Source organism: Parasphingorhabdus cellanae (assembly GCF_017498565.1).
GTDB lineage: Bacteria > Pseudomonadota > Alphaproteobacteria > Sphingomonadales > Sphingomonadaceae > Parasphingorhabdus > Parasphingorhabdus cellanae.
On record NZ_CP071794.1, the window covers coordinates 1,797,111 to 1,816,396 of the forward strand.

Annotated in this window: 14 protein-coding genes; 5 read left to right on the forward strand and 9 right to left on the reverse strand. The window is 57.8% G+C overall.

The features are described 5' to 3' along the window. Positions 1–166 precede the first annotated feature (166 nt). From J4G78_RS08610 to J4G78_RS08630, 5 genes are all read right to left on the reverse strand, one after another. Positions 167–613: an HK97 family phage prohead protease gene (locus tag J4G78_RS08610; protein ID WP_207990134.1), complete on the reverse strand. Its 447-nt coding sequence runs from the start codon at positions 611–613 to the stop codon at positions 167–169. After that, positions 610–918: a DUF6127 family protein gene (locus J4G78_RS08615; RefSeq protein ID WP_207990136.1), complete on the reverse strand. Its 309-nt coding sequence runs from the start codon at positions 916–918 to the stop codon at positions 610–612. Before J4G78_RS08615 ends, J4G78_RS08610 begins: the two co-directional genes overlap by 4 nt. Positions 919–1,456: 538 nt before the next feature. Next, the gene (locus J4G78_RS08620) at positions 1,457–2,593 is read right to left on the reverse strand and encodes a phage portal protein (RefSeq protein WP_207990138.1); all 1,137 of its coding nucleotides are present in this window, start codon (positions 2,591–2,593) and stop codon (positions 1,457–1,459) included. Positions 2,594–2,855: 262 nt separating this feature from the next. Beyond that, positions 2,856–4,202 (reverse strand): DNA-packaging protein, encoded by a 1,347-nt coding sequence (locus J4G78_RS08625; RefSeq protein ID WP_207990140.1) that lies wholly within the window; start codon positions 4,200–4,202, stop codon positions 2,856–2,858. Next, on the reverse strand, positions 4,192–4,902 hold the full coding sequence (locus J4G78_RS08630) for a hypothetical protein (RefSeq protein WP_207990142.1): 711 nt from the start codon (positions 4,900–4,902) through the stop codon (positions 4,192–4,194). The genes J4G78_RS08625 and J4G78_RS08630 overlap by 11 nt, the downstream gene beginning before the upstream one ends. 499 nt (positions 4,903–5,401) lie before the next feature. Between J4G78_RS08630 and J4G78_RS08635 the strand changes: the two genes are divergently transcribed. Continuing rightward, positions 5,402–7,390, forward strand: a complete 1,989-nt coding sequence (locus J4G78_RS08635) for a hypothetical protein (RefSeq protein WP_207990144.1) — start codon at positions 5,402–5,404, stop codon at positions 7,388–7,390. A 130-nt stretch (positions 7,391–7,520) separates the two neighbouring features. Here J4G78_RS08635 and J4G78_RS08640 read toward each other — a convergent pair whose 3' ends face one another. The 4 genes from J4G78_RS08640 to J4G78_RS08655 form a co-directional block, all read right to left on the reverse strand. Continuing rightward, positions 7,521–8,114, reverse strand: coding sequence for a PEPxxWA-CTERM sorting domain-containing protein (locus tag J4G78_RS08640; RefSeq protein WP_207990146.1), 594 nt, complete (start codon positions 8,112–8,114; stop codon positions 7,521–7,523). A 153-nt stretch (positions 8,115–8,267) separates the two neighbouring features. Continuing rightward, on the reverse strand, positions 8,268–8,924 hold the full coding sequence (locus J4G78_RS08645; RefSeq protein ID WP_207990149.1) for a DUF6151 family protein: 657 nt from the start codon (positions 8,922–8,924) through the stop codon (positions 8,268–8,270). 195 nt (positions 8,925–9,119) lie between these two features. Continuing rightward, on the reverse strand, positions 9,120–10,907 hold the full coding sequence (locus J4G78_RS08650; protein ID WP_207990151.1) for a patatin-like phospholipase family protein: 1,788 nt from the start codon (positions 10,905–10,907) through the stop codon (positions 9,120–9,122). Between the two features lie 89 nt (positions 10,908–10,996). Next, the gene (locus J4G78_RS08655) at positions 10,997–12,076 is read right to left on the reverse strand and encodes a DUF2855 family protein (RefSeq protein ID WP_243457281.1); all 1,080 of its coding nucleotides are present in this window, start codon (positions 12,074–12,076) and stop codon (positions 10,997–10,999) included. A 184-nt stretch (positions 12,077–12,260) separates the two neighbouring features. On the opposite strand from J4G78_RS08655, the gene J4G78_RS08660 reads away from it, so the two are divergent. From J4G78_RS08660 to J4G78_RS08675, 4 genes are all read left to right on the forward strand, one after another. Beyond that, positions 12,261–13,832, forward strand: a complete 1,572-nt coding sequence (locus J4G78_RS08660; protein WP_243457282.1) for an alanine/glycine:cation symporter family protein — start codon at positions 12,261–12,263, stop codon at positions 13,830–13,832. Between the two features lie 234 nt (positions 13,833–14,066). Continuing rightward, on the forward strand, positions 14,067–14,648 hold the full coding sequence (locus J4G78_RS08665; protein WP_207990153.1) for a YqaA family protein: 582 nt from the start codon (positions 14,067–14,069) through the stop codon (positions 14,646–14,648). Positions 14,649–14,988: 340 nt separating this feature from the next. Continuing rightward, positions 14,989–16,362, forward strand: coding sequence for a glutamate--cysteine ligase (locus J4G78_RS08670; RefSeq protein ID WP_207990155.1), 1,374 nt, complete (start codon positions 14,989–14,991; stop codon positions 16,360–16,362). Between the two features lie 513 nt (positions 16,363–16,875). Beyond that, positions 16,876–19,152, forward strand: a complete 2,277-nt coding sequence (locus J4G78_RS08675) for a TonB-dependent receptor (protein WP_207990157.1) — start codon at positions 16,876–16,878, stop codon at positions 19,150–19,152. Positions 19,153–19,286 lie beyond the last annotated feature (134 nt).

A 19,286-nucleotide genomic window follows, 5' to 3' on the forward strand; every position in this document is an offset into this window, starting at 1 on the left:
TGTTTTTGTTTGACCTCAAGCGCCGGGCGCGGGCATCCGCCCGCTTGGCTTTCCTCGCATAAGCTCGGGCGCGCAGTCGCGCTTGCCTCGCTGCGCTCGGACAATCCTCTAAAGTTTGGCACCGGACCGACGCGAAGCGGAGGCAAGGCCGACCGGCCGCCGCGCCTTATGGCGCGATAGCCAAGCGGGCGGATGCCCGCGCCCGGCGCTTGAGGTCCAATAAACAATGCACCCGAGCCAAGGGCTGCATCGGACAGGTCACCAGCGAGATCTCCGCGACATCGAGAGCAAGTAACGCACGCGGCTTTTGGCCCGCTGCTTGCTGCACGCGATAGCCGAAGCTGAGCCCCTTGATCGCGCTGTTTTTCAACATAGCTGCCGCTTCCCGCCCGGCTCTGGTAGCGGTTGAAAGACTACCGATGACCCGCAGGCCGCGCTGATCTTCACGGGCATAGCTGATGCTGCCAATGCGTTGGTCCGGCCTGTGCTGCCAAAGCAAAGGGAGTGATTGTCCCCGGGCCAGCGCACCGAACGCGCCGGGCCGGATTATGTCCCCGCCCTTGTCGATGCGGTTGAAAATCGCGGCATAGCCAGCGAAGCGGATGGCGCTCATGTAACCAGATTCCCGAACCCCAACCGCATCGCGATACCGATCAACAGCAGTGCCAGTGCGCCGCGAATGATCCAGGTAATCGCCGCTTTCCAAGCGCTCGCCTTGGCATCGCGCCAGGCGCGGAGCAACTCGCGCAGTTCGTCGAGATCATCCTGCGCCTTGTGGTCGGCGAGACCCAGCCGGTCGAGCACGCGTTCCGCGCCGCTATCGGTCGCTTCCTCCACAATCGCGCGGAGGGTAACCAGATCTGCCCCATCGCCTTCCGCCTGCGCCACCAGGCGGGCGAGCATTTCTTCGTTTAGCATGTGTAATGATTCCTTTTTTTGATTCCCTCAAGCGCCGGGCGCGGGCATCCGCCCGCTTGGCTTTCCTCGCATAAGCTCGGGCGCGCGGTCGCGCTTGCCGACGCGATGCGTCGGTTCAGCGCGACACTAAACGCTTCGTTTGAGACCATATAACCGAGCGCAGCGAAGGCAAGGCCGACCGGCCGCCGCGCCTTATTGGCGCCTAGCCAAGGCGACGGATGTCGCCGCCCGGCGCCTGAGGTTCAATAAAAACTCCCGCGCCCGGCGCCTGAGGTTAAAAAGAAGACGCCCGCGCCCGGCGCTTGAGGTTCAATAAAAAACGCGCCTGAGGGCTCAATAAAGACTCCTCCTTCCTCTCCCCTTGAGGGAGAGGACAGTGAAGCTTGCGGCCCTGGGCTTGTCCAGGGGCGCTAGCGAAACTTGGAGAGGGGTGGGCGGCACACGCAAAGGGCTGCGATTGTCGCTCCCCCCCCTCTCTAAGACTTGCTAGGCAGCAAGCTGCCAAGCCAAGTCTTTTCTCTCCCTCAAGGGGAGAGAATCATAAACCCAACATCGCCCGCTTTTCCTCCGGCGACAGAAAATCCGCCGCGCTCACTTGGCTCCACAACCGTTCGCGGTCCTCGGACAGCGCCGGGATCTGATCGCGGTCCACCGCCAGACCCGCATCCTCTCCCCAAGCCCTCAGCGCACCCGACAGCCCGTCCAAAATCTTCCCTGCTAGCGGCAATATCGTCAGCCGCCACAGCGCGCGATTGGCCTCGCGGTAGTTCGCATAGCTATTATCCCCCGGCAGGCCGAGCAGCATCGGCGGCACACCAAAGGCCAGCGCAATTTCCCGCGCGGCGGCCGCTTTCAGCGCGACAAAATCCATATCCGCCGGGGTCATGCTCATGCTTTGCCATTTCAGCCCGCCTTCGAGCAGCATCGGCCGCCCCGCATTGCCCGAACCAGCAAAGCTCGCCTCCATCTCGGCCTTGAGCCGGTCAAACTGATCCGCCGACAGCGCCGATCCATCCGGGCCGGGATCGAACACCAACGCCCCTGAGGGCCGCGCGGCATTGTCGAGCAATGCCTTGTTCCACTGCGCCGCCGCATTGTGCACCGCCACCGCCTTGGCCGCGGCGCCAAGACAGCCGAGGCCATAATGGTCGTCGGTGGGGTGAAAGGCCTTGATGTGGATGATCGCCGGACGGCCCATCGCATCCTGCGCGGCCAAGCGGGTCTGATGCTCGCCAGCCCGATAGGCATAAGCGGCCGGCCAGCCCTTTGCATCCGGCTCGATCGTGATCCGGTCGGGGCGCAGGGCGAAAAGCTCGACCGGCTGGTCGTCAGCGCCGCCCAGTACCTGCACATAAGCATTGCCGTGCAGCAACAGATGCGCCGCGATGGTTTCGAGCAGAGACTGGCCCGCGCTGGTGGCGTTGACCAAGGTCGCGACGCTATCCTCCATCGGCAAGAGCGGCGCACTACCGATGCCCTCAGCGACGATCCGCACGGCGCGCTGCGCGACGGGGTTATTGATGTAAGCGTCGCGCACCTGTCCTTCGTAAGAATAGGGCGCCGCGCCGGTGAAAGAAGCACCGCCATAGGTACCAATATAGCTGCGCCCCAAAGGCGGCCGTGATTGTCCACCCCCGCCCTTGAAGGCGAGGGATAGGGTTTCCCAAAATTTCATGTTTTTTGATTCCTTTGTTTATTCCCTCAAGCGCCGGGCGCGGGCATCCGCCCGCTTGGCTTTCCTCGCATAAGCTCGGGCGCGCGGTCGCGCTTGCCTCCGCTTCGCGTCGGATCAGCGCGACCTTTTACGCCACGTCTATGAGCATCGTCCGAGCGCAGCGAGGCAAGGCCGACCGGCCGCCGCGCCTTATTGGCGCGTAGCCAAGGGCCCGGATGGGCCCGCCCGGCGCCTGAGGTTCAATAAAAAACGCGCTTGAGGTTCAATAAAGACTCCCCACCCGCGGCTTGCGCCGCTTCCCCAGCATCAATTCCGTCAGCGCATAGACCAGCGCGTCGGCACGGTCCGGGGACCGCCCCGGCCCTTCATAACCGCCGCCGATTAGCAGCCCGCACAGCTCGTCCTCCAGCCGCGGGAAAGCGCCCGCATGCAGCACCCGGCCCGCCTCGTACAGCGCCGCCACCGGTTCCGCCCTAGCCACCTTGCCGCGCGACGCGTGGACCAGCCGCACCGGTAGCGAAACATTTGTCGCATGCAGCACCGATTGGACCATCGCTCCGCCCTGATTGGCTTCGGCAATCACCCGGTCCGCGCCCCAATTACGCGCCGCTTTTGCAACCGCCCGCGCCCATGTTTCGGGGCTGGCTTTTTCGGCGCTGCAATCGGCCAGAATCACCGCCTTGTTATCGGTCCGCAATCCCGCGACGATAATCCCGCAGGCATCACCGGTTTGTGAAGCCGGAGGATCGACGCCGATCACGATGCGGACCGCGTTCGCCGCATCGTCGGCCGCCACCCGGCACGCCTCCAGCATTGCCCGGCTCCACAGCGCGCCTTCCAGCTCCTCGATCAGCTCGCCGTCCAGCTCCTGCCGCCCCAGCCGCGTGCCGCCATAATCCGCCTCCATCACCTTGATAAATTCACCAGGCAGGTTTGCGACATTATCCGTCGTCCCGCCCCGCGTAATCACCACGCCTCTGGTCTGGTAATCGCCTTTCACGAGATTCCGCACCAATGCCACCGGCCTTGGCGTGGTCGTCGCGGCAATTTTCGGCGCATGCCCCAGCCGCAAACCCATTTTCAGATTATCCCACGCCGCCAGCGCCTGCCCGCTATTATTCGCCCATTTGGCGATTTCATCGCACCAGCTATGGCTGTGCTGCGGCCCGCGCAGGCCCTCTGGTTCCGCCGCCGAATAGAGATAAGCCTCCGCACCGCTCGACCAGCGCAGCCGTTTGAGCGAAGGCTCCCAAAGCGGGCGCGTATCATCGGGTGCAATCGACAACAAACCGCTTTCCCCCTCGACCATCACCATCCGTGTCTCGGCAAAATTCGCGCCGACCAGCGCAAAGCGCGCGCTGCCATCGGCTTCACAAATTTCGCGGACCCATTCGGCGCCCGCACGGGTCTTGCCAAAGCCGCGGCCCGCCATGATCATCCACACCGTCCAGTCGCCGGTGGGCGCGAGCTGTTCCTGGCGTGCCCATTTGTGCCAGCTCGCTTCATATTCGAGGCGGGTCTCACTATCCATGCAACCCAGGAAAAATGCCCGATCATCGTCATCTTCAATCTGGTTGATTTGACGCGCCGTGATCACATCATGCGTCATCAATCACGCGAACCCTTTTGCCATTTTTCTCCCCTTCGGCATGGCTTTCACCATTATCGGCACCACTATCGAACCCGGCATCGAACCCGCTATCGATCCCGCCTTCGTCTCCGGCATCGTCTCTGGCATCCCCATGCGCCGCACCCGCCTGCTTTTTGCGCCGCTTCTCCGCCTGATAGGCGCGCAAGCGGACGTTGATCTTCTTGAGCTTCTCGTCGAGCGTATCGCGCACCGGTTCCGGCTCCGCCGCCAGTTCGGCCCGCGCCGCGCGGACCAGCGCCACCGACTCCTTATGCAAGCGCAGCAATTGCAGCCCGGTTTTGTGGTCATAGTCGCGCACGGTTGCAACATGCTTGCCATGGTAATAAATCTTGCGCTCCACCCCGTGGCGGGCGCGCTCCAGCATTTCCATTTCCAGCAGCTCGTAACCGGCGGCCAGCGCCTTTAACCAGGCGGCGGCGAAATCAGGGTCAGTGTCTCTCCATAAATAAAGCGTGCTATTGGCAATATCGGCCACGTCTGCCGATTGCTTGATGCTCGACGTGATCGCCAGATGTTCCAGAAAAGCGCGTTTCTTGGCCATCTTGTGCCCGGCTCGGGGATCGCCTTCATGCTCCACCTGTTCATCCGGTTGGGCATCCGGTTGGGCATCCTTTTGTGCATGCGGCTGTTGTTTCCTGTTTTCCATGGTTTCAGACATAACTATCCTTCCGCCCGGATCGCGGGCGTTAAAAAGGGCTGAAGCGCTGAAACCAGGACCAGCCCAAAGGGACCAAGCCATGTTTCAGAGCCGCTCGGCCCGAATCACAATTTCTCGATGTTCCTGTTTTGTACCTAAACAGCGTGACGATGTCAAGCGTTTTGTGCCTATTTGGTTATTTTTGTCTGGTCAACAGTAGGGAAAGCGGGTGTATATCGCAGGCCGGGATTGACCTTGCCATTACAGACGACAGAAATCCAAAACACCGCGCGCTGGTAATTTTCGTTTATATCCAATCGTTTTTGCCCTATGTTCGAACATAAGAAGACGCGGGAAGGGGCTGGGCATAAACTACTCGAAGCGGATAATCTCGCCAGAGAATCCTGATAATGTCATGGGCGCGAGGCTATTTGGGGCATTTCAACTCTTTGCGCCGGATGGCGAGGAGATATCGATATCTAATCAACGCGCCCGCGCGCTGTTGGCTATGCTCTGCGTCATGCCCGACGAACCCGTGTCGCGAACATATTTTAGCAAGCTGCTTTGGCCCGATCGGTTTGAAGCCCAGGCCAAGGCCAGCTTGCGACAATGTTTGCACTATCTGGGCAAATTGCTGAATCCCTTTCAGCACAATATTCTTAGCATTACGCGCGAAACGATCCATCTGAACCGGTCGGCGCTACAGTCCGATCTCGATGCCTTGGAAGACCGCCTTGCCTTCGGCGAAGATGATCAGGCTATTACAATGCTCGATTTTATCGGATCGAAGCAATTGCTCGAACAGATGCAAATTGGCGATGGTTTTGACGACTGGCTGGAAGCACAGCGCGAAACGGTCGAGCAGCGACTGAAACAGGCAGTGAAAAAAGCGCTGGGCAAGCTGGAAAAAGGTGGCGACAAAAAAACCCGCCGCCGTTTGCTGAATAGCTGGCGCACCCGGCATCCTGAGGCCGTCGATATGGTCGCAACCACCACTGACCAAACAAAAACGGATAAATCGAAAAGCAAGATAAAACGCTTCCGATGGCTCGTTGCGGCGGCAACAATTCTGCTTGCTCTGATCGCCTATATCACGTTCGATGCCTTTCGGTCGCCAGCCCCGGCGACCAATCTGGTGCGAATCGAACCTTTTCAGGTGATTGGCGATGACGCTGATCTTGAAAAATTGGCTGCGGATATCACCCCGCAGCTGTTATCGGCGCTTACGGCCAATCGTATTTCCACCATTTTGGAAAACAAGCCAGGAAATGCCCTTCAGGAGTTTGATCTGAAGGGGAGTATCAGTACCCAGGGGGCTGATCGACAGGTTACTCTCCAGCTTTTGGATCATGGAACCGGGCGCGTCATCTGGTCTGAAATATTTGCGCGCCCGCAGAGTCAGATAGACTTATTTGCCACTCATATTGCGTCCAAACCAGCCGGAATATTGCGCTGCATCGCCCAGTTACGGTCCGATGTCTATAAAAGCACGGGAAAGTCGCTGCCTCTTTATGCACAATATTGCGCCGAAAGTTCGGATGGCGATTATAACAAGAATTATGTGCTGTTCTCTGAGCCCATTTATCTGGCGGAACCCGACAATCCCAGTGCCATCAGCCTCTATGCCGATACACTGGCGCGACAGGCCCAATGGGGTGACTCGCTATCGGAAACTGAGCGATCCAAGCTGAGACAAAAGTCTCGAATGCTTATCGATCAAGTCATTGCCGATGATCCGGACGCACCCTATGCGAATTATCTGCTCGCCAACAATATGCCCATGTCCGGGAATTGGGCTGCTGTAGAAAAACTGAGCCTGCTCGCAACAGCGCAGACCAGAATGCCGGATGCCGTTTACAGACATCAAGCGAGCCTGCTGCGACAGGTTGGGCGTTTGAAAGACGCGACCAAAGTGTTCGAGGAGCTGGCGGCTGCTAATCCGGCAGATGTTTTTGCGCATGCACGGCTAGGCTGGATGTATATCTCACTAGGCGATAAAATTGGCGCCAAACGCGCCTTAGCCATGGCCGAACGGCTGGACCCTGACTGGCCCGAATTGCACATCAGGAGGCTGCAACAGGATCTTTACTTGGAGGATGCTGAGTCCGCTTTAAGACGTCTTCGCGAACCACTAGTTATGACGACGACACAACTGAAATGCTCGCAAATTTTCGCGCGCGCGAGATTAGCGGCCAAACCCGATCTTGCAGCGCTTGAGGCGGCTTGCAAAGACGAGGGACAGCACTGGCTGATCCGCATGTATGTCGGGTTGGGCGAACTGGACCGTGCATTTGATCTGGCAGAGCGATTTGACTGGAGCACCATAGCCGGGTCGACCATGATATTATATTATTCAGATACCGCTGCCTTTCGCAGAGATCCCAGATTCTGGCCTCTGGCCAAACGGATCGGCCTGCTGGACTATTGGCAGAAAACCGGTCGTTGGCCCGATTTCTGTGAAGATGAAGAATTGCCCATTGCATGCAAGACCGCAGCTTCAACACTATAATATTCGATCGGCAATTTTCAGCGACTTTGTTTGAAACCCAGCGAATAGGCGGCAAACCAGAGCTTTGACGTATATTGCCTGGCCTGCCGCATTTCGCCCGCAATGATGCTTAAGGGAGCATCAAGAGCTTTTAGCTGTAATTGAGTTGTACATTTGCCCGACGCCGGGACCGCATGGCACCCCCAATGGCTCCAAATCCGAGGATCATCATCATCCATGTCCCCGGCTCTGGAACAGCAGCGGCAAGGACCTGCGTCCCGCTGCTGATCGCGTTGTTCGAAAAGTCAAAGTCCACGATGAGCAGCTCGTTACTGCCCGCACCGGCATTGCAGAAATTTGCAAAAGCACCGACACTACCTGCCGCACAATAACCATCATTGCCGGTCGGGCGCGGGTCGAACTGAAAAAAGCCTTCGACGTCAAAGTCGAATAATAGCTGCGTGGCGGTGGCGCTCAAGGAAGTGCCTTCGACATCCAGGTCGGTGCCGAACGCATCGCCGGAGAAAAGCCTTTCGGTGTTTATGCCATTGTCCAAGACTACACGGTAATCGAGAATATTGTCACGACCCAGCACGCCGATTGTATCGTCCGTGGTGATTGTGAATGTCGCCGTCGCAGCCCCGACATCCCGGGACCCGACAAAGACCGCCGCCGACGCCGGCGCGGCCACCGCAAGCGCCAATGCCGTGGTCGCTGCCAATTGAACTACACTTTTTATTTTCATAATTTATTTCCTGTTTGACTGGTGCCAAAAAGGTAAAGGAAAAGCCCCGGCCCAGGTCAATCCAGCGACCAGCGGAATAACCTGTTTGGCCAAGCTTTAACGGATTTTTAACGCTATTTTAACGAGCGTGCGCGGGCTGCGGCCCCTCACATGCTAACCCGCCTCTCCCAAAACCTCGCGGTAGATATCCGCCTTTTCGTCAATCGCCAGCCGCTGCGCTGGCTCCAGCTTGATCGGGACAGCGAGCGGCTCGCCCGTCGCGTCATCGAATAAGGGCGATTTTTTAAGCTCTGGGTTGAACCGCGCTTTGATGGTGCGGACCAGCAAATTCCATAACATGCCCGGCATGCTTGCGGTTCTGACCTGACCCAAGTCGCCGACGCCGGATGCGATCGCGACATGCTCGACCTCCCGCCCCAGCACCGCATCGGTTTTGCCAGCGTCAAAGGCTGAGAGGATCAGCGACAGAAAGGCAAAGCGGGTGCTGCTGAGTGTATTGGCAATCGGGGTCTGGCAATCGTTGCAATACCAGCGCAGCAGCGGACCGCCGGTGACGGTTACGCAAGCAAGCTTGTCTTGTCCCTGGCTCAGGGTGAATTTCGCGGAGTCCATCTGATAAACATGCGTCCCGGCATGGTCGTCGAGCATCCGCTTTTCCTTGCCGAGATAATGGGCAAAGGCCTGGCAGTCGTTGCAATGGCACACCAGACGGCGGCCGGTTGGCGGGGTTGATTCGGTAACGGCGCCTTTAATCGCGCCGCATTGGCATTGGAAATCAAGGGTTTGAGAGGGGTTGGCGGTGGGGGTCATACGCAGTCCTTATACACATTTTGCAACCCCACGGGGCGCAGGCTTTATCCCCAAAGCCGGGCTCGGTGCAAGCTTATCCTCCCCACCGTGGTGAAGGGAAACGGCGGACGCCGGGAACGTCACCCCATCTGTGGCTCTGCGCTGGGTGGATCGCGGCAGGTGACTCGTTCCACCCTGCGCAGGGGCACAGCGGACTTACAATGCCTTCAAACCGGCACTTTCGACGACATTATGCGTGATATAATCCGCTGCCATCCCGGCCAGTTCGCGGCCGAGATGCCAGTCGAGAATCTGCATATCGGGGATGATCGGCGGGTTGACGAGAATGTCGTGCTCGCCCAGCATTTCCTTCGACGCCATGCGGCTGGCGACGACCATAGATCGCGACATGATCTCGACGATGGAGGGGAACTCCGCCTCGCGCTTGCGGCGCAGCAGCACGTCCTTCATCAGGGTCCAGCGCCCCCGAATATCGTCATATTCGACATTGGTGCGCCAGACTTCATCGGGATCGCCCAGCGACACGACGATATTCGGTCCGGTTTTCAGGCCGTGCATGACTTTCACCGGGACATTATCGAGCACCCCGCCATCGACCAGGATGTTGCCCTCGCCGTCAATGAAGGGCGGTAAAATCGTCGGCAGGGAGCCTGACGCGCGGACACATTCCCACAGCGGCCCGCGCCGGTGGACGTGCAGGCCGTTGGTCGATAAATTGGTAGAAACTCCAAAGAAAGCAATGGGTTGGTCGGCTATGTCCTTGGTCCCGTAACGGCTGCGCAGCTCCGCATCGAACACCGTCGGGTCGAGCAGCGAGTAGAGCGGCAGGGTCAGCCGGCGCATCGCCTTGGCTTTGATGAACATGGCCTCCATCTGGTCCAGCGTCTCGTCCACCGTCATGCCGCGCGCAATCGCCCCGCCCATCGCCGCGCCTGCGCTCGCCCCGCCAATGAAGTCAATCGGGACGTTCGCCTCTCTCAGCGCCTGCACGACGCCGAGATGCGCGCAGCCCAGCGCGCCGCCGCCGGCCAGCACCAAGCCGACTGCACCGCCGGTCAGGAAGCGCGCGACCTTAGCAAAGTCGGCATCGCTGTCGAGCGCGACATGATGGTGCAGCTTGGGATCGCGCGGGTCGATCCACACCGCGCTTTTGGTGATCGTCTTCTCGGCCTTCTCGCGGACCAGAAGCAACGTGCGCTGCGGCGGAGCGATCCAGCGCATTGCGGTCTGTTCCATCGCATTGGGTTCCGGTTCGGCGCGGCCGGGACGCCCCATCATAACCAGCGCATCGGCGTTGCGACAGACCTGGCTGCCCCACTCTTCTGACCCGCTGCCATCAATCAGGACATAGGCGCCCTTGGCCTCCTGCTCCGCCAGCCAGGCCTGATAGGCGGCGCTGTCTGAGGCTTCATTGGTGCCTTGGTCCACCGCGATCACCGGCGTGTCGGCTTTCACCACCGCTTCAAACGCCTCGGTCAACCGCGCCAGAAAGCCATCAGGCAACTGACTGGTTCCGGCGGGGATCAGCGCGATAACCCGCGGCGTGCTGCTGGATACGGAACCGGCACGGCTAGTGGCAACCACCAACCGTTCGGACACCAGTTTGAGCATCGCCTGCGTGAGTTCAGGGTGCGTCTGCGCAATATCGTCAAAGGCGCTGCGCGAGACCTTGAGAACCACAGAGTCGCGGGTCGCAATGACATCGGCGGTCCGCTTTCCGCCGGCAAAAAAGGCGAGCTCGCCTACCGCTTCGCCGGCTTCGATATGGGCGACAATATGGACCTTGTTGACCACCACGCGGAACCGGCCGGATTCAACGAAGTACAGAGCATCGGCATCATCGCCCTGGGCAACCAGGATCTCGCCGCCGGATATAGCTTTCAGTGTCGATACCGATTCCAGCGCATCAATCGCGGCCGCAGATACGCCGTCAAACAGCGCATGCCGGGCCAGATTTGGGCCAGAAACCGGTACTAAGCTCATTCGATCCCCTCAACAGGTGCGACCCCGTTGCTTCGGTTATCGGCGGTTATGCCCCGATAATCAATGGCTTTTCGTGTCGGTCCTGCATCCTAGCCAAAGGCGCAGATCAAACCGCGATTGGGCGCAACCTTGTTGGCCAGCATCTCCAGATAAGCGCTTTGCAAAGCATCTTGTCCAGCCATATGTTCGACCGATAAATGGCCCTGCACGCTAGCGACAAAGGCCGTAAATTGCTCGTCCACCATCGCGCGAAATGTCGCAGGGCCGACTTCTTTCATCAGCGATTCCGCTACAGTCGGCGCAAAGAACAGGACCGGCTTTGGTCCTTTCAGATCGCCGGTTCCATCACGCTCCTCAAAATGGGTGGCCCCGACCATGGAACTGAATTTCAGATTGTCCTGCCAGTGATCATGGATCGCCGCGAGCAGCTTGCTGTTACCGGCAAAATCGACTGAGACGGTGGGTTGATCCTTCACCGCCTTGCCAAGATCATCATAGGTCAGCACTTGATCGTAAAGTCCCGTCTTGTCGACAAAATCACGGTTGGGCGGCGACGTCAGGCCGATACGCTTGATATCGGGGCTCAGATTTTTGGCCACCAATGCCAGACCCAAAGCCGTTTTCGATGAGGCACTGGTAAGCAATACAGCCTCTGCGCCATGCCATTCGGCCTTGCGCATCATGTCCTCGATCAGAAAGCTGGTCGTGAATAGCGGTTGATAGAGTGCACGCTCAGCTTCCATCTGTCCGGCATCCATACCCAGCCGATTATATTGATTGTAGATAATCGCAAGGCCCTGGCGATGTTCCGCGCTATCGACAAAACCGGCATTAGTAACGTTAGCGGGCGACACCACCAAATGGCTGGCCATTGGTAGATAACCATAGATCCGTTCGCCAACCGCAATATCAGCGTGGTGGGATGCCACCACCTTGGCGAAACCCCAGACTGGCACGATACCCCAATCCGCGTCGCCCGTTGGGAAGAAATTCCAATAGCCAAAGCCGTCACCCACCGCGGCATAAGTGATGTTATTGGCGGTCAGTGCATATTTCTCGATCTCCAGCAAAATCTGTCCATCGGCCAGTTCCGGGACCGGGTTATCGTGCCATTCGGCTTGGGGGAGATCGGATTTCTTTACCCAAAGACTGCTGATCTGGTCACTCATATGCGCTGCTCCATCTGAAAAGAATCACGTTATTGGTTTTGATTTTCTAACTTTATCATAGGCTTTCACAAGCGATTGGCAAAAGCATTTGCCAAAAACGGCGGGACTGCTAATCCTGTTGCGATTGTAATTAAATTACAGAGCAAATTTCAGCATCAAAGCATGCGAAACGGGGAGAATTTGAGTGAGTACAGCGCCAGTTTCGGGGTTTGAAGCCGCGATTAAGCCCGTCACCAACGTATCAGACTTTATCTGGGGCGGCAGCTGGAACGGGGAACCGGTTCTCGCCATTGCTGGCCAGCCAATCCCGCCGATGGTGATCATCCTTTTGGGCGCTGGTATCTATTTCATGATCGGCTTGCGCGGCTATCCGCTGCGCCGTCTGTTTCCTGCGCTTGCCGGTCTGTTCAAGAAATCCGATGGCAAGGGCGCAGGCGAGATTTCACCCTTTGCCGCGCTTTCAACGGCCTTGTCAGGGCAAGTCGGGACCGGTAATCTCGCCGGGGTTGCAACCGCAATCACATTGGGCGGACCCGGCGCCATATTCTGGATGTGGGTCACGGCCCTGTTCGGTATGGCGCTGGCTTTTGCCGAAGGATCGCTCGCTGTGCGGTTCCGCGAAAAGACCGCCGATGGCGTCTATCGCGGCGGGCCGATGACCTATATCAGCATTGGCCTAGGACCCAAATGGACCTGGCTGGCAGTGCTCTTCTGTCTCGGCGCGCTGTTTTCCGCGCTGGTCACAGGCAATGGTATTCAGGCCAACAGCCTGGGCGATAGCGCCAATGAACTGTTCGGCGTGGAGGAATGGATTGGCGGCGCGGTTGCTGCCGTAGCGGTTTTTGCGGTCATTATCGGCGGTATCAAGTCCATCGGTAAAGTCGCTGAAACCATCGTTCCATGGATGGCTGCCGCTTATCTCGTGATGGCTTTCGTCGCGCTGATGATCAACCTGCCCTATCTGCCGGAAACCTTTTCTCGCATTTTTGCCGGTGCCTTTGGTTATGACGCAGCCGCTGGCGGGTTTCTCGGCGCCATGATCATGATTGCCATTCGGGCCGGTGTTGCGCGCGGGCTGTTTTCGAACGAAGCTGGTCAGGGCTCGACCCCGATCGCCCACGCTGTGGCACAGACCAATGACCCGGCGGCACAGGGCCGCTTTGCGATGATGGGCACGTTTATCGATACTATCGTGATCTGCACGATGACCGCGCTGGTCATGCTGACGGTGGCCGGTGACTTTACCGTGACTGATGCCAATGGCGTCAAAACAGCGGTCGAACATGCCTGGCAATCCGATCTTAACGGCTTTGCCATGACATCAGGCGCTTATGCTGCCGCCTTCCCGTTTGAACTGTTCAGCATTCCCATCGGCACACTGATCGTCTCGGTCGCGCTAATCCTGTTCGTGTTCACAACGTTGCTGACGTGGAGCTATTACGGCGAGCGCGCGATCACCTATCTTTATGATCTGCTGCCCGGCGCGTCGCTAAGCGGAGAGAAGAAGCTGCATTTCATGTGGCGGGTCGTGTGGTGCGTGGTCATTTTCTTCGGCTCCTTCGCGCCGCTGGAGCTGGTCTGGCGGCTCGGCGATATTTCCAATGCGGTGATGACCTTGCCGAACATTGTCGCGCTGCTGGCCCTATCCGGCGTAGTCTTTGCGCTGGCGAAAGGCAATCGCACCGCAGGCACTGATCATGGGCGTGAAACGCCGGTTGAGCTACAAGAAGAAATCTCGGGAGCGCCGGGGCATTAGTTTGATTCTTTATTTAACCTCAAGCGCCGGGTGCGGGCATCCGCCCGCTTGGCTTTCCTCGCATAAGCTCGGGCGCGCGGTCGCGCTTGCCTCCGCTTCGCGTCGGATCGGCGCGACCTTGAGAGATATCACCAAACCGAGCGCAGCGAAGGCAAGGCCGACCGGCCGCCGCGCCTTATTGGCGCGTAGCCAAGGCGACGGATGTCGCCGCCCGGCGCTTGAGGTCCAATAAAAATGCTCAAACGTCTCTATGAATGGATGCTCAACAAAGCAGGCCACCCGCACGCCACGAAATGGCTCGCCGGATTCAGCTTTACCGAATCCAGCTTCTTCCCGATCCCGCCGGATGTCCTGCTCGCGCCGATGTGTCTCGCCAAGCCGGAAAAGTCTTTCTGGTATGCGTTTATTTGCACGGTCTCGTCGGTTCTCGGTGCGCTACTCGGCTATGCCATCGGTTTCTTCCTGTTTGAAACCATCGGCATTGCGATCCTCGACTTCTACGGCATGGCAGACAAATTCGATACATTTGCGCAGAGTTTCAATGAGCAGGGCTGGGTCGTGGTCATCCTCGCCGGGTTCACGCCGCTGCCGTTTAAAGTGATCACCATAGCGGCTGGCAGCACTGCGATGCCGCTCTATATCCTGATTATTGCGGCGATTATTGCGCGTTCGGCGCGCTTTTTTCTCGTCGCAACCTTGCTGCGCTTTTTCGGCCCACCGATGAAGGAATGGATCGACAAGAATTTCGCATTGGCCACTACGGTTGGCGGAATATTGTTCGTTGGCGGTTTTGCGGCGGTGAAGTTGCTGGTTTGAGCAAGGGTTTTTTGTTTTTTTTAACCTCAAGCGCCGGGCGCGGGGATTCTCTTTTTAACCTCAGGCGCCGGGTGCGGGCATCCGTCGCCTTGGCTACGCGCCAATAAGGCGCGGCGGCCGGTCGGCCTTGCCTTCGCTGCGCTCGGTTTGGTGATATCTCTCAAGGTCGCGCCGATCCGACGCGAAGCGGAGGCAAGCGCGACCGCGCGCCCGAGCTTATGCGAGGAAAGCCAAGCGGGCGGATGCCCGCACCCGGCGCCTGAGGTTAAATAAAGAATCCTTCTTCCGCCCATATAAAATATTTCTAGCGATATTTCGGACACTTGCTTAAACGCAAATGATGAGCACGAGACAAGTTTCAAATAGCAACGATCCTGTGATCGAGCATGTCAGCCAGCTGATCGAGCCAATGCAAGGCGGCGAGAAGCCGAAAGAGCAATGGCGCATCGGCACCGAGCATGAGAAATTCGTCTATTGCACCACCGACTATCATGCCCCGACTTATGACGAGCCCGGCGGGATCAGGGACCTGCTGCTGGCGCTGCAGGAATTTGGCTGGAAGCCGGTTGAGGAAAACGGGAAAGTTATTGCCATGGCGGGCGATGACGGCACGGTCAGTCTTGAACCGGCGGGGCAGTTGGAACTATCTGGTGCGCCGCTCGAAAATCTGCACGAAACCTGCAACGAAACCGGCCGCCATTTACAGCAAGTAAAAGCCATTGGTGAGAAGACCGGCAAGGGCTTTCTGGGCATGGGCATGTGGCCTGACAAGACCCGCGCCGAGTTACCGATCATGCCCAAGGGCCGTTACGGCATCATGCTGAACCATATGCCGACCGTCGGCAGTCTCGGCCTCGACATGATGCTGCGTACCTGCACGATCCAGGTTAATCTCGATTATGCCAGCGAAGCCGACATGGCGCAGAAATTCCGCGTCGGCTTGGCCCTGCAACCGCTCGCCACCGCGCTATTCGCCAACTCGCCATTCACGGAAAACCAGCCCAATGGCTTTGAAAGCTTCCGCAGCCATATCTGGTCGGACACCGATCCGCACCGCACCGGCATGCTGCCCTTCGTGTTTGAAGAGGGTTTTGGCTATGAACGCTATGCGGAATATATGCTCGACGTGCCGATGTATTTCGTCTTTCGCGACGGCAAATATATCAATGCGGCGGGTCTCAGTTTCCGCGATTTCCTGAAAGGTGAATTGTCGGTGCTGCCCGGTGAGAAACCAACAATGGCCGACTGGAATGACCATCTGTCCACCGCCTTCCCCGAAGTGCGCCTGAAAAGCTTCCTCGAAATGCGCGGGGCCGATGGCGGACCGTGGAGCCGGATTTGCGCCCTGCCCGCTTTCTGGGTCGGACTGCTTTATGATCAGACCGCGCTGGATGCGGCCTGGGATCGGGTCAAAGGCTGGAGCATGGAAGAGCGCGAGGCCCTGCGTAATGCCGTGCCGAAACAGGGACTCAGCGCGCCGTTGCCTAATGGCGGAAAGCTGCTCGATCTGGCGGGAGAAATTCTCGATATTGCTTCCGCTGGTCTGACCGCACGCGGTCGGCTCAACACCAGCGGCGACAATGAAAGCGGCTTTCTCGACCCGCTGCGAGAGGTCGTCGCCAAAGGCAAATCCCCCGCCGCCCAGCTGCTCGATCGCTATCATGGTGAATGGGATGGCGATGTCAGCCGCATCTATGACGAGATGAGTTTTTAGGGGCCCCCGCCGCAGGGGGGTGACGAAGGAGACCGGGTTGACGCGCCTGCGGAATATCAACCGCCATTTCAGGCGCTGTACTCCCGCGCAGGCGGGAGTCCATCTCCTCGTCGTCACGTCAGACACATGCATTTGGGGTAGCTGAGGAACAGCCATCGCGCGATCTTCTGCTGGCGCGTGGTTTTCGGTCGAACTGGAGATAGGCTCCCGCCTGCGCGGGAGCACTGATTGCTTGTTGCACCGCTTTTTCATCATCTTGCTCCCACCATGTCGTCATCCTGAACTTATTTCAGGATGACGAAAAAGGATTGAGAAGGCAGACCAACCCATCTCTCCACCCAAACCTCTCATTTTGTAACGCAATTGCAACACTCGCGCTGGATTCCGCACGTTTCCGCCCCTTAACACCGCCGTAAACTTGACCATGGGCCTTCAGAGGGTCAGGGGTTTGCGCACGGGGAACAGGGAACCTCTCCGAATCCATTATCAAATTCATTGCCGGAGAACATCGTCATGCGCCGCATATCTGTATCTGCAATTTCACGTTTCGCGCTAGCTGGAGCTTTACTCACGGGCGGCATATCCCAACCTGTGCTTGCGCAGGACGAGGCGGGTGCGGATGATGACCAGCTCGGTACGATTGTCGTAACCGCCCAGCGGCGCGAGGAAAATATTCAGGATGTACCGCTGTCCGTTTCAACATTGAGCAACGATGCCCTGAACGCCGTACAATCTGGCGGTAATGATATTCGCAGCCTGGCTGGCCGCGTTCCAAACCTCAATATCGAAAGCTCCTTCGGCCGGACCTTCCCGCGGTTTTTCATTCGCGGCCTTGGCAATACCGACTTTGACCTCAACGCGTCACAGCCGGTTAGCTTGGTTTACGATGACGTTGTGCTGGAAAACCCAATCCTCAAAGGCTTCCCGGTATTCGATCTGGACCGGATTGAAGTATTGCGCGGTCCGCAAGGCACATTATTCGGTCGCAATACACCAGCTGGTATCGTGAAATTCGACACAGTGAAACCAGGTGAGACGAGTGGCTATGCGAAGGTTAGTGTCGCGCGCCTCGGCACCTATCAGGTGGAGGGCGCAGCTGGCGTTACCGATGATAATGGTTTCTCGGTTCGTCTATCGGCGCTTTATCAGCACCGTGATGACTGGATCGACAATATCGACAATGGCCCTGGCGATGATCTGGGCGGATATGACGACGTCGCTGCCCGTCTGCAGCTACAATATGAAGATGGTCCACTGACCGCAAGGCTGGTCGGGCAGGTCCGTACAATGGATGGTTCTGCTATCGTCTTTCGTGCCAATAGCTTTGCCACTGGCAGCAACGATCTTGTCGGCCTCGGCGGACCGGGTACAGAATTTGAGCGCGATTTAACCCGGTCGGATGGTATAAACTTCCAGAAGCTGAACAATTACAACCTCGGGCTGACAGTCGAATATGATTTCGGGCCGGTTACGCTGACCTCGGTTACATCCTATTGGGAAGGCGATTTGCAAAGTCGCGGCGATATCGACGGCGGCTTTAGCAACGACTTTCCATTCACCCCGCCGGGCGGGCCAGGTTCCATACCTTTCTCTGCCCAGACTCAGGATGATGTCCCAAGCCTCAACCAATATACCCAGGAAATCCGCGTTGCCTCGAACAATGAAGAAGGTCTTGGTTATCAATTTGGCGGCTTTTATTTTAACGAACGTCTGGACATTACAACGCTCGATTTTAGCAACCCACAGGATTTCATTCCCGGAGCAATAGCGCGTCAAAGGCAGGTCAGCGAAGCCTTCGGTATTTTCGGATCTATCTTTTATGCGTTCGATAATGGCCTGAAACTGCAGGGCGGCCTGCGTTATAATGACGACCAGCGCGACTTTGTTGCTGGGAGAACGTTTGATACTCGCAATCCTTTTGTCAGCAACGGCGGACCTGTTCCGTTCCAGCGCACCAGCGTGGATGCAAACTTGCTAACTTGGGATTTAAGCGCGCTTTATGAAGTCAGCCCGGACATTAATGTTTTTGCCCGCGCAGCCCGCGGCTATCGCGCACCGGCAATCCAGGGACGGCTGGCCTTTGGTCGCACACTATCGACCGCCACGGATGAGCGCACCATGTCCTATGAAGCGGGCATAAAAACCACCTTCCTGGATGGCCGTGCCCGGTTCAACCTGACAGGCTATTATTACAATACCGAAGATCTGCAGCTGACAGCTGTTGGTGGCGGTTCAAACTTCACCACTCTCCTCAACGCTGATGATGTCGAAGGCTATGGCTTTGAAGCTGAGTTGGAAGCGCGCCCGGTGGAAAATCTGACTTTCACCGTTGGTGTTGGCTATAATGAAAATGAGATCAAGGACGATGATCTTGCGGTAGCTGGGTGCGGCGCGCCCTGCACCGTTCTGGACCCCGCCGTGGCGGGCAGTCCGGGTATTTTCTCTATAGATGGCAATACCTTACCGCAATCTCCCCGCTGGACGGTCAACTGGACTGCAGGCTATAATATCCCGCTTGGCAGCGGCGAGCTTTACGCCTTTACCGACTGGTATTACCGTTCGAAAATCAACTTCTTCTTGTACGAGTCCATTGAGTTCAGCGACGATAGTTTGCTCGAAGGTGGATTGCGGGTTGGTTATCGCACAGGAAACGGCAAAATCGATATTGCCGGGTTTGTGCGGAACATCACGGGTGATGAGTCCGCTGTGGGCGGCATTGACTTCAACAACCTGACCACATTTGTAAATCAGCCGCGTATTTATGGCTTGGAGATTGGTACGAAATTCTAGGCCTTGTGCCCCGGCGCAGGCCGGGGTCTATCTCCAGACATCGCGATTATATACAGCCGTTTTGGGGCGCTGTTGAACCCGAACCCTTCGCCTTCCAAACCATAACGCTTTTGATGACAGTTAGGAGATGGGCC

Coding starts and splice junctions, on each gene's coding strand:
- J4G78_RS08635 (WP_207990144.1), top strand. CDS start 5,402: ATGCCCGACGAACCCGTGTCGCGAACATATTTTAGCAAGCTGCTTTGG.
- J4G78_RS08615 (WP_207990136.1), bottom strand. CDS start 918: ATGCTAAACGAAGAAATGCTCGCCCGCCTGGTGGCGCAGGCGGAAGGC.
- J4G78_RS08620 (WP_207990138.1), bottom strand. CDS start 2,593: ATGAAATTTTGGGAAACCCTATCCCTCGCCTTCAAGGGCGGGGGTGGA.
- J4G78_RS08625 (WP_207990140.1), bottom strand. CDS start 4,202: ATGACGCATGATGTGATCACGGCGCGTCAAATCAACCAGATTGAAGAT.
- J4G78_RS08630 (WP_207990142.1), bottom strand. CDS start 4,902: ATGTCTGAAACCATGGAAAACAGGAAACAACAGCCGCATGCACAAAAG.
- J4G78_RS08650 (WP_207990151.1), bottom strand. CDS start 10,907: ATGAGCTTAGTACCGGTTTCTGGCCCAAATCTGGCCCGGCATGCGCTG.
- J4G78_RS08640 (WP_207990146.1), bottom strand. CDS start 8,114: ATGAAAATAAAAAGTGTAGTTCAATTGGCAGCGACCACGGCATTGGCG.
- J4G78_RS08670 (WP_207990155.1), top strand. CDS start 14,989: ATGAGCACGAGACAAGTTTCAAATAGCAACGATCCTGTGATCGAGCAT.
- J4G78_RS08610 (WP_207990134.1), bottom strand. CDS start 613: ATGAGCGCCATCCGCTTCGCTGGCTATGCCGCGATTTTCAACCGCATC.
- J4G78_RS08665 (WP_207990153.1), top strand. CDS start 14,067: ATGCTCAAACGTCTCTATGAATGGATGCTCAACAAAGCAGGCCACCCG.
- J4G78_RS08645 (WP_207990149.1), bottom strand. CDS start 8,924: ATGACCCCCACCGCCAACCCCTCTCAAACCCTTGATTTCCAATGCCAA.
- J4G78_RS08655 (WP_243457281.1), bottom strand. CDS start 12,076: ATGAGTGACCAGATCAGCAGTCTTTGGGTAAAGAAATCCGATCTCCCC.
- J4G78_RS08675 (WP_207990157.1), top strand. CDS start 16,876: ATGCGCCGCATATCTGTATCTGCAATTTCACGTTTCGCGCTAGCTGGA.